Origin of the sequence: Arthrobacter sp. U41 (genome assembly GCF_001750145.1) — a bacterium.
GTDB lineage: Bacteria > Actinomycetota > Actinomycetes > Actinomycetales > Micrococcaceae > Arthrobacter.
This window is the reverse complement of record NZ_CP015732.1, coordinates 1329202-1342528: the sequence shown is the minus strand read 5'-3', so window position 1 is coordinate 1342528 and position 13327 is coordinate 1329202. Positions and strand designations below refer to the sequence as shown.

General features: G+C 67.7%; 11 protein-coding genes. 6 read left to right on the top strand and 5 right to left on the bottom strand.

Going from position 1 to position 13327, the window contains the following annotated elements:
• Window positions 1-2: 2 nt before the first annotated feature.
• Entirely contained in the window at window positions 3-743 is a 741-nt protein-coding gene (locus ASPU41_RS23275; protein WP_231941187.1) for a hypothetical protein, read from the bottom strand.
• A 159-nt stretch (window positions 744-902) separates the two neighbouring features.
• On the opposite strand from ASPU41_RS23275, the gene ASPU41_RS23270 reads away from it, so the two are divergent.
• Window positions 903-1130 (top strand): hypothetical protein, encoded by a 228-nt coding sequence (locus ASPU41_RS23270; RefSeq protein WP_231941186.1) that lies wholly within the window; start codon window positions 903-905, stop codon window positions 1128-1130.
• Window positions 1131-1497: 367 nt separating this feature from the next.
• On the opposite strand, the gene ASPU41_RS06245 is transcribed toward ASPU41_RS23270, so the two are convergent.
• Complete coding sequence (locus ASPU41_RS06245) at window positions 1498-3867, bottom strand: ATP-binding cassette domain-containing protein (RefSeq protein ID WP_231941185.1); 2370 nt, start codon at window positions 3865-3867, stop codon at window positions 1498-1500.
• Window positions 3868-3896: 29 nt separating this feature from the next.
• Window positions 3897-4598: a FadR/GntR family transcriptional regulator gene (locus tag ASPU41_RS06240; RefSeq protein WP_069950189.1), complete on the bottom strand. Its 702-nt coding sequence runs from the start codon at window positions 4596-4598 to the stop codon at window positions 3897-3899.
• Between the two features lie 124 nt (window positions 4599-4722).
• Here ASPU41_RS06240 and ASPU41_RS06235 point away from each other — a divergent pair, with 124 nt between their 5' ends.
• From ASPU41_RS06235 to ASPU41_RS06225, 3 genes are all read left to right on the top strand, one after another.
• Entirely contained in the window at window positions 4723-6117 is a 1395-nt protein-coding gene (locus tag ASPU41_RS06235; RefSeq protein WP_069950188.1) for an SLC13 family permease, read from the top strand.
• Between the two features lie 70 nt (window positions 6118-6187).
• Entirely contained in the window at window positions 6188-7420 is a 1233-nt protein-coding gene (locus tag ASPU41_RS06230) for a CaiB/BaiF CoA transferase family protein (protein ID WP_069950187.1), read from the top strand.
• 2 nt (window positions 7421-7422) lie between these two features.
• Window positions 7423-8928: a carboxyl transferase domain-containing protein gene (locus tag ASPU41_RS06225; protein ID WP_069950186.1), complete on the top strand. Its 1506-nt coding sequence runs from the start codon at window positions 7423-7425 to the stop codon at window positions 8926-8928.
• Window positions 8929-8990: 62 nt separating this feature from the next.
• Here ASPU41_RS06225 and ASPU41_RS06220 read toward each other — a convergent pair whose 3' ends face one another.
• The gene (locus ASPU41_RS06220) at window positions 8991-9677 is read right to left on the bottom strand and encodes an HD domain-containing protein (RefSeq protein ID WP_069950185.1); all 687 of its coding nucleotides are present in this window, start codon (window positions 9675-9677) and stop codon (window positions 8991-8993) included.
• Window positions 9678-9932: 255 nt separating this feature from the next.
• Between ASPU41_RS06220 and ASPU41_RS06215 the strand changes: the two genes are divergently transcribed.
• Window positions 9933-10979, top strand: coding sequence for a hypothetical protein (locus ASPU41_RS06215; RefSeq protein WP_069950184.1), 1047 nt, complete (start codon window positions 9933-9935; stop codon window positions 10977-10979).
• 166 nt (window positions 10980-11145) lie between these two features.
• Here the strand turns inward: ASPU41_RS06215 and ASPU41_RS06210 are convergent, their stop codons facing one another.
• Window positions 11146-12189 carry an NAD(P)-dependent alcohol dehydrogenase gene (locus ASPU41_RS06210; RefSeq protein ID WP_069950183.1) on the bottom strand — a complete coding sequence of 348 codons (1044 nt, stop codon included), beginning with the start codon at window positions 12187-12189 and terminating at the stop codon, window positions 11146-11148.
• A gap of 190 nt (window positions 12190-12379) precedes the next feature.
• Here ASPU41_RS06210 and ASPU41_RS06205 point away from each other — a divergent pair, with 190 nt between their 5' ends.
• Complete coding sequence (locus ASPU41_RS06205) at window positions 12380-13258, top strand: helix-turn-helix transcriptional regulator (RefSeq protein WP_069950182.1); 879 nt, start codon at window positions 12380-12382, stop codon at window positions 13256-13258.
• Window positions 13259-13327: the final 69 nt, after the last annotated feature.

Genomic DNA, 13327 nt, shown 5'->3' with positions numbered 1-13327 from the left:
GGTTATGACGACGGCGGTGCCGGCGGCAGGGGGATGACGGTGCGGTACTTGCCGCCGGTGGTCTGTTCCGGGGGGTCCGGGGCCGGGTCGACGGTGACGTGGGCCAGGCCCAGGTTGGCGAGCAGGGCGGCGATCCCCTCTTCCACTGCTGCCCCGATCCGGTCGGGGTCTGCGCCCGGGTCCGGGCGCAGCCGCACCGACAGGCTGGTGGGGGCGGTCTGGACGATCTGGAACAGCTCCACCCCCGGGGTGCGGTCAACGACGGTCGCCAGCGCCAGGGGCGGCACCGTCACCACGCCGCGGCCGCCGGCGGCAGGGAAAGTGAGCACGTCCGAAGCCCGCCCCTGCACGCGGATCGCCGGGGCCGGGTCCCCGCACGGGCACGGATCGGGCCTGACCAGGACGCGGTCGCCGACGTCGTAGCGGATGATCGGCTGAACGCGATTGGCCAGGTTCGTCATCAGCACCGTGTGGGACACGGTCCCCGGCGGCACGGGATTGTGGCCGGCGTCGACCGGTTCGACGATCACCCAGTCCTCGAGCAGGTGCAACCAGCCCTGGGCGCAGCCGTAGGCGGCGTAGCCGGACTCCGTGCACCCGTAGACCTCACGGACGGCAGCCCCGAAGACGCGCTCCAGGCGGTCGCGCTCGGCCGGCGGCAACCCCTCGGCGGTGCTGAGCACCAGTACCGGGTGCAGCTGCAGCCTCCCGGCTTGTTGCTCGGTGGCCAGCAGGCGCAGCACGCTGGCGTAGCCCCGAGCAGGGCCGGGCCGAAGCCGTTGAGCTGGGCCACCAGCTGGGGCATTGGGGTGTGGACCGAGAACACTCCCAGGCTGCGGTGACGCCGTGGTTTCTCCCGCCTCTCCCGGGTGCCGGCGGCCACGGACAGGAAGTGCCCGCCGGTGGCGACGACCTCGGCGAACCGAGACCCGCGGCGCACCAGCCCCATCACGTCCCGCCAGGACAGCCATTTCGCGGCCAGGATGCCCATCAGGCCTGAGGTCACCGCCCAGTACCGGTCATCGAGCACGAAGATACCCCGGGTGCCGGTGGTTCCGGCGGTGGTGGCCACCAGGTACTTCCCGGCGAACCGGCCCCCGATCCGGCTCGGGTCCGCCACGAACTCCTGAACCGCCACCAGCGTCACCGCCGGATCCGTGGCCACCTCGTCGAAGTGGGCCATCAGCTCGCCCTTGTTCGTCACCGGCAACAAAGTGACATCCTCGATAGGCTCGGGCAGCCCCTGGTACCGGTCCCGGTAAAAAGCCGAGTGCTGCCGTGCGTAGGTCACCAACTCAGCCAGCCGCGCCTGCTGCCGGTGCCGGATCGCCTCGGGGCCCTGCCGGTGGACCCGGACGGCGTTCCACCACACCCAGGCCGCGCTGCTCCCCCGGTCCCCGTCCACTGTCCTGCGTCGTGTCGCCATGGCACGACTCTAGGACCGCGGGTCTCCTCCGGATAGGGCTGCGGGACAGGGGACGGTCCCGAGGCCCCCGGTCAGCTGCCCACGTAGGCCGCGAGGTGCTCGCCGGTGAGCGTGGAGCGGCCGGCGACGAGGTCAGCGGGTGTTCCCTCGAAGACGATCCGGCCGCCCTCGTGGCCGGCGCCGGGTCCCAGGTCGATGATCCAGTCGGCGTGGGCCATGACCGCCTGGTGGTGCTCGATGACGATGACCGACTTGCCGGTGTCGACCAGCCGGTCGAGCAGGCCGAGCAGCTGCGCGACGTCGGCCAGGTGCAGGCCGGTGGTCGGCTCGTCGAGGACGTAGACGTCACCCTTCTCGGCCATCTGGGTGGCCAGCTTGAGCCGCTGCCGTTCGCCGCCGGAGAGTGTGGTCAGCGGCTGCCCGAGGCTGAGGTACCCCAGCCCGACGTCGGAGAGCCGGGAGAGGATCTTGTGGGCGGCCGGGACCTTCGCGTCGCCCGAGTCGAAAAACCCGGTCGCCTCGGTGACCGGCATCGCCAGCACGTCGGCAATGTTCCGGCCGCCGAGCGTGTACTCGAGCACCGCCGCCTGGAAGCGCTTCCCCTCGCACTCCTCGCAGGTGGACTCGACGGTGGCCATCACGCCCAGGTCGGTGTAGATGACGCCGGCGCCGTTGCAGACCGGGCAGGCGCCCTCGGAGTTGGCGCTGAACAGCGCCGGCTTCACGCCGTTGGCCTTGGCGAAGGCCTTGCGGATCGGCTCGAGCAGTCCGGTGTAGGTCGCCGGGTTGCTCCTGCGCGAACCGCGGATGGCACCTTGATCGATCACGACGACGCCGTCCCGGCCGGCGACCGAGCCCTGGACCAGCGAGCTCTTCCCGGATCCGGCCACTCCCGTGAGCACGCAGAGCACTCCGAGCGGGATGTCGACGTCGACGTCCCGGAGGTTGTTTGTGGACGCGCCGCGGATCTCCATTACGGCCCCGGAGGAACGCACCGAATCCTTCAGGGTTGCCCGGTCGTCGAGGTGGCGGCCGGTCGTGGTGTCGCTTCCCCGCAGCCCCTCCACGGTGCCCTCGAACACCACTTCGCCGCCGGCGGTGCCGGCTCCGGGGCCGAGGTCGACGGCGTGGTCGGCGATCGCGATGGTCTCGGGCTTGTGCTCCACGACGAGCACCGTGTTGCCCTTGTCCCGCAGCTGCAGCAGCAGCTGGTTCATCCGCTGGATGTCATGGGGGTGCAGCCCGATCGTTGGCTCGTCGAAGACATAGGTGACGTCGGTGAGTGACGAGCCGAGGTGCCGGATCATCTTGGTCCGCTGCGCCTCTCCCCCGGACAGGGTTCCGGCGGGCCGGTCCAGCGAGAGGTAGCCCAGCCCGATCTCCGCGAAGGAGTCGAGGAGGTGCTGCAGCCCGGCAAGCAGCGGGGCGACCGAGGGCGCGTCCAGGTCCCTGACCCAGTCGGCCAGGTCGCTGATCTGCATCAAGCAGACCTCGGCGATGTTCTTCCCGTTGATCTTCGAGGACCGGGCCTCTTTGCTGAGCCGGGTGCCCTCGCACTCGGGACAGGTCGTGAACGTGATCGCCCGGTCCACGAAGGCGCGGATGTGCGGCTGCATCGCATCGACATCCTTGGAGAGCATGGACTTCTGGATCTTGGGGATCAGCCCCTCATAGGTGAGGTTGATGCCCTCGACCTTGATCTTGGTCGGCTCTCTGTAGAGCAGGTCATGCAGCTGCTTCTTCGTGAACTTGCTGATCGGCCTGTCCATGTCGAAGAAGCCGGAGCCACTGAAGATGCGGCCGAACCAGCCGTCCATGCTGTAGCCGGGGATCGTGAGCGCGCCCTCACTGAGCGACTTGCTGTCGTCGTAGAGCGCAGTCAGGTCGAAGTCGGTGACCGAGCCCATCCCCTCGCAGCGCGGACACATGCCGCCGAGCCGGTTGAAGGTCGCCTTTTCGGTCTTGGTCTTGCCCTCGCCGCGCTCGATCGTGATTGCGCCGCTGGCCCGTACCGAGGGGACGTTGAACGAGTACGCGTTGGGAGAGCCGATGTGCGGCTGCCCGAGCCGGCTGAAGAGGATCCGCAGCATCGCGTTGGCGTCCGTGGCGGTGCCGACGGTGGACCGGGGGTTCGAACCCATCCGCTCCTGGTCGACGATGATCGCCGTCGTGAGGCCCTCCAGGACGTCGACGTCGGGCCGCGCCAGAGTCGGCATAAAACCCTGCACGAAGGCGCTGTAGGTCTCGTTGATCATCCGCTGCGACTCCGCGGCAATCGTGGCGAACACCAGCGAGCTTTTCCCCGAACCGGAGACGCCGGTGAACACCGTCAGCCGGCGCTTCGGGATCTCCAGGCTGATGTCCCTGAGGTTGTTCTCGCGCGCGCCGACCACCCGGATCAGATCGTGGGTGTCGGCAATATGCGTCTCGGGGTTTCCCATGACGGTCATGCTAGCAGCGGCGCTGGCGCCTATTTCAGCAGGGCAACATCGGAAACCATGGCAATGTGCTCCAGCATCGCCGCCGCTGCGCCCTCGGCGTCCTTGGCCCTGATCGCGTTGGCGATCTTGCGGTGCGAGGCCAGCGATTCCTCCGGCCGGCCGGGCTGCCCCAGCGATTCAATGCGCGTTTCCAGGATCATGCCGGCGATGAACGTCATCAGCTGCGCCAGCACTGCCGAGTGCGCGGCGGCGGTCACGGCCTGGTGAAACAGCTCGTCGCCGTGCGCACCCCGGGCACCTGAGGCAACCTCTTCAGCCATGGCATCGAGCGCCTTCTCGATGGCCTTCATGTCCGCGTCGGTGCGCCGGTCCGCGGCAAGCTCGGCCAGCTTGACCTCAAGCGTGCTTCGCGCCTCGGCGATCTCGGGAAGCCGGCTGCGGTGTTCGCGGAGGCCTTTGATCACGGACGGAACATTGGGTCGGTAGACCAGGACCGCGCCCGTGCCGTGCTGGACGTCGATGACGCCGAGCACCTCCAACGCCACGAGAGCCTGGGCCAGCGTGGCCCGCGAAACCCCCAGCCGCTCGGCAAGCTCCCGTTCCGCCGGCAGCGTGTCCCCTGGACCCAGCTGGGCGGACTCGATGAAGTCCATGATCTGTTCCACGAGCTGCTCATAGAGCCGGGGCCGCGTGACGCGGGAAATCTGGTTCATTGCTGCTTGCTTAGCCATGCGCGTCCTTCCGGCGAGGTCCTCGGGACTAAGACTACCGAAAAACTATTGACAAGGACACCTAGTGTCTAGGAGGCTAGGCCACTAAGCCTGTCGCTTACTACTTCTATCCGGAGGAACAAAGATGTCCGCTCCCGTCCTTTCAATCATCATCCTGGTGGTGATGTTCCTGCTCGCCACCGTGCTGCCGCTCAACATGGGCGCCCTGGCCTTCGTGGGGGCCTTCCTGCTGGGCTCCGTCGTGCTGGGTATGTCCACCAACGACATCCTCGCCAACTTCCCCGGCGGCCTGTTCCTCACCATCGTCGGGGTGACCTACCTCTTCGCCATTGCGCAAAACAACGGCACCATCGACCTCCTAGTCCGGGGCGCCGTCCGGATGGTCGGCAGCAAAGTGGCCCTCATCCCCTGGGTCATGTTCGCCATCACCGCCCTGATTACCGCCGTTGGCGCCCTCTCACCCGCCGCTGTCGCCATCATCGCGCCGATCGCCTTGAGCTTCGCGGCCAAGCACAAGATCAACCCGCTCATGATGGGCATGATGGTGATCCATGGCGCCCAGGCCGGCGGGTTCTCCCCCATCGCCGTCTACGGCGTCACAGTCAACGGCATCATTGCCAAGACCGACCTGGATGCCAACCCGATGGCGATCTTCCTGGCCAGCTTCTTCTTCAACCTCGCCATTGCACTGGTCCTCTTCCTGGTTCTGGGCGGCAGCAAGCTGCTGTCCACCCCGGCCGGACGAGTCGTGGAACAGGCTGCTGAAAAGCGCATGTCCGTCAGCCTGGGCGCCCGCGCGGCCGGCGTGACGCTGCAGGGTTCAGGGTCCGACATTTCCTCAGCCGGCGTCTCATCGAAGGGCACCTCGGTTACGTCCAAGGAATCACCGGCAGGCGGCCCGGCCACCACGGATCCCCGTGCCTCGGTGCCGCAGATCGTCACCATCCTGGGTCTCATCGCCCTCGCCGTCATTTCCCTGGGCTTCAAGGTGGACGTCGGTTTCGTCTCCATCACCATCGCCATCGTCCTGGCCCTCGTGTCCCCGGCCGCCCAAAAGGGCGCCGTCAACAAGATCAGCTGGTCCACGGTCCTGCTCATCTGCGGCATGCTCACCTTCGTGGGCGTCCTGGAAGAAGCCGGCACCATCAAATTCGTGTCCAGCGGTGTGGCGAGCCTTGGAATGCCACTCCTGGCCGCCCTGCTGATCTGCTACATCGGTGGCATCGTCTCCGCGTTCGCCTCCTCCACCGCCATCCTTGCGGCCCTCATTCCGCTGGCGGTGCCGTTCCTGGCCTCCGGAGAGATCGGCGCAGTCGGCGTGATCGCTGCCCTGGCCGTGGCCTCGACGATCGTGGATGTGTCCCCCTTCTCCACCAACGGCGCCCTGGTGCTGGCCAACGCACCCGAAGGCATGGACAAGGAGCGCTTCTACAAGCAGATCCTGGGCTACAGCGGCATCGTCGTCGTGGCCGGACCCGCCATCGCCTGGCTGATCATGGTCGTCCCGGGCTGGATGTAGCCGGTAAAACCGCAACCCACGGCATCGCCGGACCTGCAGCTGCACGATAAGCAAGAGAAGGAACACCACCATGAACACTGATTCCACTCCTCAAACCGAAGGACCCCTTGCGGGGTACGTTGTGGTGGACCTGAGCCGCGCCCTCGCCGGCCCGCACGCCGGGATGATGCTGGCGGACCTGGGTGCGCGGGTGATCAAGGTCGAAAACCCGGGTACCGGAGACGACACCCGCGGCTGGGGGCCCCCGTTCGTCGGCCCCGAGGACGATCCCCAGGCCACGTATTTCCTGTCCTGCAACCGCAACAAGGAATCCATTGCCCTGGACCTGAAGAGCGACGACGGGCGAACGGTCCTGCGCGAGCTGCTGGAACGCGCCGACGTCGTGATCGAGAACTTCCGCCCGGGCGTCCTGGACCGTCTCGGGTTCTCCGCCGCGGAGATGCATGCGCTGAATCCGGCGCTGGTGGTCCTGTCGATCACCGGTTTCGGGCACGACGGGCCGGAATCCCAGCGGAGCGGTTACGACCAGATCCTGCAGGGCGAGGCCGGCCTGATGTCCCTGACCGGGTCCGGGCCGGACGATCCACAGCGCGTGGGCGTCCCGATCGCAGACCTGCTCTCCGGCATGTACGGGGCGTTCGGCACGCTGGCGGCCCTGCTGCAGCGTGAACGCACCGGTCAGGGCCAGATCGTCCGGACGTCATTGCTCGCGGCAATTATCGGGGTGCATGCCTTCCAGGGCACCCGGGCGACGGTCGCCGGGGAGGTGCCGAGGGCTCAGGGCAACCACCACCCCTCCATATCCCCGTACGGGCTGTTCCACTGCCGGGGCGGCCGGGTCCAAATCAGCGTCGGCAGCGAGAAGCTGTGGAGTAAATTTGCTGCCACGTTCGGGATCGACGCGACGCGGCCGGAATTCGCCAGCAATGCGGACCGTGTGCGGAACCACGAGAAAGTCCTCGAGGAAGTGGAGCGGGTGTTCTCCGAGTTCGAGGCCGAGCCGCTGCTCGCCAAACTGAACGAGGCCGGGATCCCGGCCGGAAAGGTCAGGACCCTGGACGAAGTGTACAAATGGGAGCAGGTCCACTCGCAGGGCCTCGTGATCGACGTCGACCATAAGATTCTCGGAAACGTGAGCCTGCCCGGTCCTCCGCTGCGGTTCTTCAGCGCGGCCGACACTGCCGAAACCACGCCGAAGGCGCACACCGCGCCGCCGTTGCTGGACCAGGACGGCGAGCAGATCCGGCAGTGGCTCGGACTGGTGCCCGCCGCGGGAGCCGGCCCGTCCCGGGAAGGGCACTGACCGTGCTGGCGGACCAGAAAGTCCGGCATCTTGACGCCACGGAATTGATCACCGCCGTGCTGGACCCCGGATCGTACCGCAGCTGGGACTCGGCCGTGACGGACCCTCCCGCAGGGCCCGAATACCGGCAGGAACTGGCAGCCGCCCGGGCGAAAACCGGTGTGGACGAATCCGTCCTCACCGGAGAGGGACTCATCCGCGGCCGCCGCGTTGCGGTCATCGTCAGCGAGTTCCGCTTTCTCGCCGGCTCGATCGGCCTCGCCGCGGCGGAACGGATCGTCAACGCCGTCGAGCGGGCAACCAGGGAGGGCTTGCCGCTCCTGGCGGGCCCCGCCTCCGGGGGCACCCGGATGCAGGAAGGCACCCTCGCTTTCCTGTCCATGGTGAAGATCAGCGCAGCCGTCCGGCTGCACCGCCAGGCCGGACTGCCCTACCTGGTCTATCTTCGGCATCCCACCACCGGAGGCGTTATGGCCTCCTGGGGTTCGCTCGGCCACGTCACGGTCGCCGAGCCCGGTGCCCTGCTGGGATTCCTTGGTCCCCGCGTCTACGAGGCGCTGAACGGCATACCCTTTCCCGAGAACGTCCAGGTGGCCGAGAACCTCTTCGACAAGGGGCTTATTGACGCCGTGGTCCCGGCGGGGCAACTGTCCGACGTCCTCGACCGCGCCCTCCGGATTCTGGTCGCCGGACCGAATCCGCAGGTCACCGCACCGGCCACCCTGTCCGTAAAACCGTCCGACGCCGGCGCCTGGGAATCGATCGAGATTTCACGGAACCCGCGGCGGCCGGACCTGCGGCAGCTGCTGGCCCATGGAGCCTTGGATGTGCTCCCGCTGAACGGCACGGGCCAGGGCGAAAAGGACCCCGGCCTGCAACTGGCCCTGGCCCGCTTCGGCCAGAAATCCTGTGTGGTTATCGGGCACACCCGGCCGCGGCCCTCGGAGCCGACTGCGATGGGGCCCGCGTCGCTGCGTGAAGCGCGGCGCGGAATGCGGCTCGCCGAGGAACTCGGGCTGCCGTTGCTCACCGTCATTGACACCGGCGGCGCCGCACTCTCCAAGGAGGCCGAGGAAGGCGGGCTGGCCGGTGAGATCGCCCGGTCCCTGCACGACCTGATCGGGCTGGGCACCCCCACCGTGTCGGTACTGCTCGGACAGGGAGCCGGCGGCGGCTCCCTGGCCCTGTTGCCGGCGGACCGCACCATCGCGGCCCAGCACGCCTGGTTGTCCCCGCTCCCTCCGGAGGGCGCCAGCGCCATCGTCCACCGGACCCCGGATTTCGCACCGGCCATGTCCGAGGCCCAGGGCGTGAACGTGGCGTCCCTCTACGCCAACGGGCTGGTGGAACACATTGTCGACGAGCGCAGCGACGCCGCGCTCGAGGGCAAGGCATTTTGCCAGCGCATGGGACAGGCCATCGAGTACGAACTGGCTGAACTGTCCTCCGCGGGAATGGGCGAGCTGCTGCCGCGCAGGCTGGAGAAGTACCGGCGGCTGGGCGCGTAGTCAGAGCCCGGCCGGGCCGGTCCGCAAACCGGCGGGGCCGGCCGTCGCGGTTTCCGGCTGTTCTACGCTCCGCCGGGCAGCGCCTGCCGCTGCGGCCACAGCGTCACCGACTCCAGCGCGGACAGCGCCAGGGCGATGGCCCGGGCCTCTGCGGTGAACAGATGCCCGTGGACGCGCTGGCTGCAGAGGCGGAGGGCCTGGCCGCGGTCCAGGCCGAACCAGTCCATCACCGTGTCGATGCCGTGCGGGCTGAGCCGCCAGGTCTTGTCCGCGTCCTTGACGATCGCGTCCTCGATGGAGAGTGCCTCCCGGCGGGAGTCGTGGCCGTCGATGATGTCCAGGATGGCCGGCACCTTCCCTGCGTCGTACCCGGCCGCGGCGAGGATTCCGGCGGCGAGCCGGGCGCCTTCCTTCTCGTGCAGCAGCACCAGATCAGGCCTGCCGCCGCCGGGCGCGATCGCTGCCAGGACCTCTGCCGGCGGCACCTGCGACCAGCCGATGTCGTGCAGCATGATCGCGGGGAGGACGACGGCGGCGTCCGCCTGCGGGTGCGCATCGAGCAGGGCACGGGCGAGCCCGAAGGCGTACAGGGTGTGGGCGTCGTTGTCGCGGACCTTTAAATACGGTGCCGCGAGATCCCAGAGGGCGGCCAGTTCCGGGTCCAGGACGACGACGCCGTCGGGCTCAGCCTCGATGCCCGCGGAGATGTCCAGGCCGGAAAGATTGGCTTCGGGCTGCAGTTTGGTCATCCTGCCAGCGTGCCCGCCCAAGGGGCCCCGGGCAAGGTGGGACTTCCGCCCAGCGGAACCGGAAGGGGGCCGGCTTGTGCTGCATTGCCCTTCGGAGTTTTCCCATCGCAACCCCTCGGAGCACCGCACGGAACTGCAGAGATTCCCGGGTTTTCACCGGCGGGCCATTCGGCGGCCCCCTGCTGCTCACCGGGGCTGACCACACTGACAGGGACCGTTTCACCACGTGACCTTGTTCAGCCCGGGAGACTCTCCATGCCATTTCGCTTTTTTGCCGCCGCCGGCCTTGCCGTGCTCACGGCCGCCACTACACTCGCGCCGGCCCACGCAGCTCCTGTCCCGCCCGAGGACACCGCGCACGAATCCTTCAGCTTTGGCGTGATCGGAGACATCCCCTACGGCCAGCGGGAAGCCGAACTGTTCCCCTCCAGGATCGGGGACATCAACGCCGACCGGGATCTCGACTTCGTGGCCCACGTCGGCGACATCAAGAACGGCTCCTCGGCCTGCACCGATGGGTACTTCACCAGCATCCGTGCCGCTTTCGACACGTTCGAGCACCCCCTGGTCTACACGCCGGGCGACAACGAATGGGTGGACTGCCACCGGGAAAACAACGGCGCCTACAACCCCCTGGAACGCCTGGACAAACTGCGACAGGTCTTCTTTCCGACCGCCGGAAAGACCCTCGGCGCGACCATGCCGGTCAAGTCGCAAAACGCTGTTGGCCTGCCCGAAAACGTCCGCTTCACCCGCAACCGTGTGGCCTTCTCTGTGCTAAATATCCAGGGCAGCAACAATTCGCTGCAGCCGTGGACCGGGCTGGGCCGCACCGAAACCACGCCGGAGCAGAAGGCCGAAGTCGAACACCGGATCGACGCTGCCGTCGAGCAGCTGCGTGAAACCTTCACCGACGCAGCCCGGCGCAATGACCGGGCCGTGGTAATCATGGCCCAGGCCGACATGTTCGACCCCTCGCTGCTGGCGGCCGCTACTGCGGACCCGGCCGCCATGTCCGGCTTCCGGGAAATCATCGACACTCTGGTCCAGGAAACCAACAATTTCGACGCCCCGGTGTACCTGGTCAACGGCGACAGCCACGTCTACGCCGAGGACCATCCCCTCGGGGGCGCGTCACCCTGGCTTCAGGTCTACGGCCAGGACACCGCCGCCGATGACCTGCAACGCATCACCGTTGACGGCTCCGCCAATGCCACCAACTATGTGAAGTTCACCGTGGGAGCAAACAGCGAGGCCACCGGGGAAGTGCTCGCCTGGACGAAGGTTCCCTTCACGGAATGACCTGAACGGTCCGGCGTCGGGGGTGTCCCCCGGTACTTTTCCGTGTCGTGGCACCGGCACAGAGCGACGCTGTGAGGTCTCATGCATTGTAGGAATATGGATGGGGCCCGGCCGGTTGAAAACCGGCCGGGCCCCATCCCCTGACTCCTGGCCGCCGCCGCGTGGGCTAGCTCAGCGTGGAGGTGTCAATCACGAAGCGGTACCGCACGTCGGAGGCCAGCACGCGCTCGTAGGCCTCGTTGATCTTCCCGGCCGGGATGACCTCGATCTCGGCGCCCAGCTTGTGCTCGGCGCAGAAGTCGAGCATTTCCTGGGTCTCCCGGATGCCGCCGATCATGGATCCGGCGAAAGACCGGCGTCCCGTAATCAGGGCAAACGCGTTGACGGGCAGCGGTTCAGCCGGGGCGCCCACGTTCACCAGGGCGCCGTCGAGGGTCAGCAGCTGCAGGTAGGAGCTGATATCGATCTTCGCGCTGACGGTGTTGATGATCAGGTCGAAGGAGCCTGCCAGATCCGCGAAGGTGTTTTCGTCGCTGGTTGCGTAGTAGTGGTCCGCACCCAGTTTCAGCCCGTCCTCTAGCTTCTTCAGCGACTGTGACAGCACGGTCACCTCGGCGCCCATGGCATGGGCGAGCTTGACGGCCATGTGTCCGAGGCCGCCGAGGCCCACGATGGCCACCTTCTTGCCGGGTCCGGCACCCCAGTGGCGCAGCGGCGAGTAGGTGGTGACGCCGGCGCAGAGCAGGGGTGCGGCGACGTCGAGCTCGATGCCCTCCGGGATCCGCACGACGAAGTCCTCGGTCACCACCACGTGGGTGGAGTAACCGCCCTGGGTGATCGTGCCGTCGCGGTCCACGGCGCCGTACGTTCCCGTGTTCCCGGCGAGGCAGTACTGCTCCTCGCCCTTCTGGCAGTTGACGCACTCGCGGCAGGAATTCACCATGCAGCCGACGCCGACCCGGTCACCGACGGCGTGCTTGGTGACGGCCGAGCCGACCTCGGAAACGATGCCGGCGATTTCGTGGCCCGGTGCCAGCGGGTACTGCTGCGGGCCCCAGTCGCCACGGACGGTGTGGATGTCGGAGTGGCAGATGCCGGCGAACTTGATGTCGATCAGGACGTCGTGCGGGCCGACGTCCCGGCGTTCGATGGTGGTCGGAACGAGGGATTCCGTCGCGGAGGGGGCGGCGTAAGCGTTAACGGTAAGCATGGATCTCCTGCTTGTGGATGGTTTGGGGGATGCCCCGGCGTCCGGCACCGGTCAGGTGCGGCTTTTCGGCCCGGTCGTCATACGGGGCACTATCCATCAAACACCACTCGGCCGCCGATGAGGGAGGCCCTGCTGTTAGGGGTACTGGCAGGGACTCCCTCACGGGGCGGCACCCTCTACCGTTGAAGGTATGGACAACCAGAACGAGACCCGGGACTTCCTTGCCACGCGGCGGGCGAAAATCACACCGGAACAGGCGGGTTTGCCGGTCTACGGCGGCAAACGCCGCGTCCCCGGACTGCGGCGCGGGGAAGTTGCCCTGCTGGCCGGGGTCAGTGTCGAGTATTACACCCGGCTGGAACGGGGGAACCTTTCCGGAGTGTCCGAAGGAGTCCTGGAAGCGCTGGCGAGGGCGCTGCAGCTGGATGAGGCGGAGCAGGCGCACCTGTTCGACCTGGCCCGGGCCGCCAGCAGCAGCCGCAGGCCGCAGCGCCGCCGCGCCACCACCCAGCCGGTCCGCGCGGGCGTGCAGCTCATGCTGGACGCGATCACCAATGCCCCGGCGTTTGTGCGTAACGGGCGGATGGACATCCTCGCTGCCAACCGGCTCGGCTTCGCCCTGTATTCGGAGATGTACGTCAGCCCCGTCCGCCCGGCCAACCACGCCCGGTTCGTCTTTCTGGACGACCGTTCCGTCGGGTTTTACCCGGACTGGGAGCGCGCCGCGAACGACACGGTGGCGATCCTCCGCACCGAGGCCGGCCGGGACCCCTACGACCGCGGCCTGACCGACCTCGTCGGGGAACTGTCCACCCGCAGTGAGGAATTCCGGACCCGGTGGGCGGCCCACAACGTGCGCCTGCACTACACCGGGCTGAAGCAACTCCGGCACCCCGTGGTCGGGGACCTCCACCTGATGTACGAAGCCCTGGATCTCTCGGCCGACGCCGGGCTGTCGCTGCTCGTCTATACCGCCGAGCCCGGGTCCACCACCGAGGACGCGCTGCGGCTGCTCGCCAGCTGGGCCGCGACACAGCATGCGGCTGAACAACCGCTGAAGCAAGGCTAAGGGGCAGCCAAGGCGCGCAACACCCGCGGCGGGTGTGGCGCAGCTGCGGAACGCTGGAGGAGCTGACCA

Excerpts from the sequence above, each read along its gene's own strand:
- ASPU41_RS06235 (WP_069950188.1), top strand. The coding sequence starts at position 4,723 with ATGTCCGCTCCCGTCCTTTCAATCATCATCCTGGTGGTGATGTTCCTG.
- ASPU41_RS06220 (WP_069950185.1), bottom strand. The coding sequence starts at position 9,677 with ATGACCAAACTGCAGCCCGAAGCCAATCTTTCCGGCCTGGACATCTCC.
- ASPU41_RS06230 (WP_069950187.1), top strand. The coding sequence starts at position 6,188 with ATGAACACTGATTCCACTCCTCAAACCGAAGGACCCCTTGCGGGGTAC.
- ASPU41_RS06215 (WP_069950184.1), top strand. The coding sequence starts at position 9,933 with ATGCCATTTCGCTTTTTTGCCGCCGCCGGCCTTGCCGTGCTCACGGCC.
- ASPU41_RS06205 (WP_069950182.1), top strand. The coding sequence starts at position 12,380 with ATGGACAACCAGAACGAGACCCGGGACTTCCTTGCCACGCGGCGGGCG.
- ASPU41_RS06245 (WP_231941185.1), bottom strand. The coding sequence starts at position 3,867 with ATGGGAAACCCCGAGACGCATATTGCCGACACCCACGATCTGATCCGG.
- ASPU41_RS06240 (WP_069950189.1), bottom strand. The coding sequence starts at position 4,598 with ATGGCTAAGCAAGCAGCAATGAACCAGATTTCCCGCGTCACGCGGCCC.
- ASPU41_RS06210 (WP_069950183.1), bottom strand. The coding sequence starts at position 12,189 with ATGCTTACCGTTAACGCTTACGCCGCCCCCTCCGCGACGGAATCCCTC.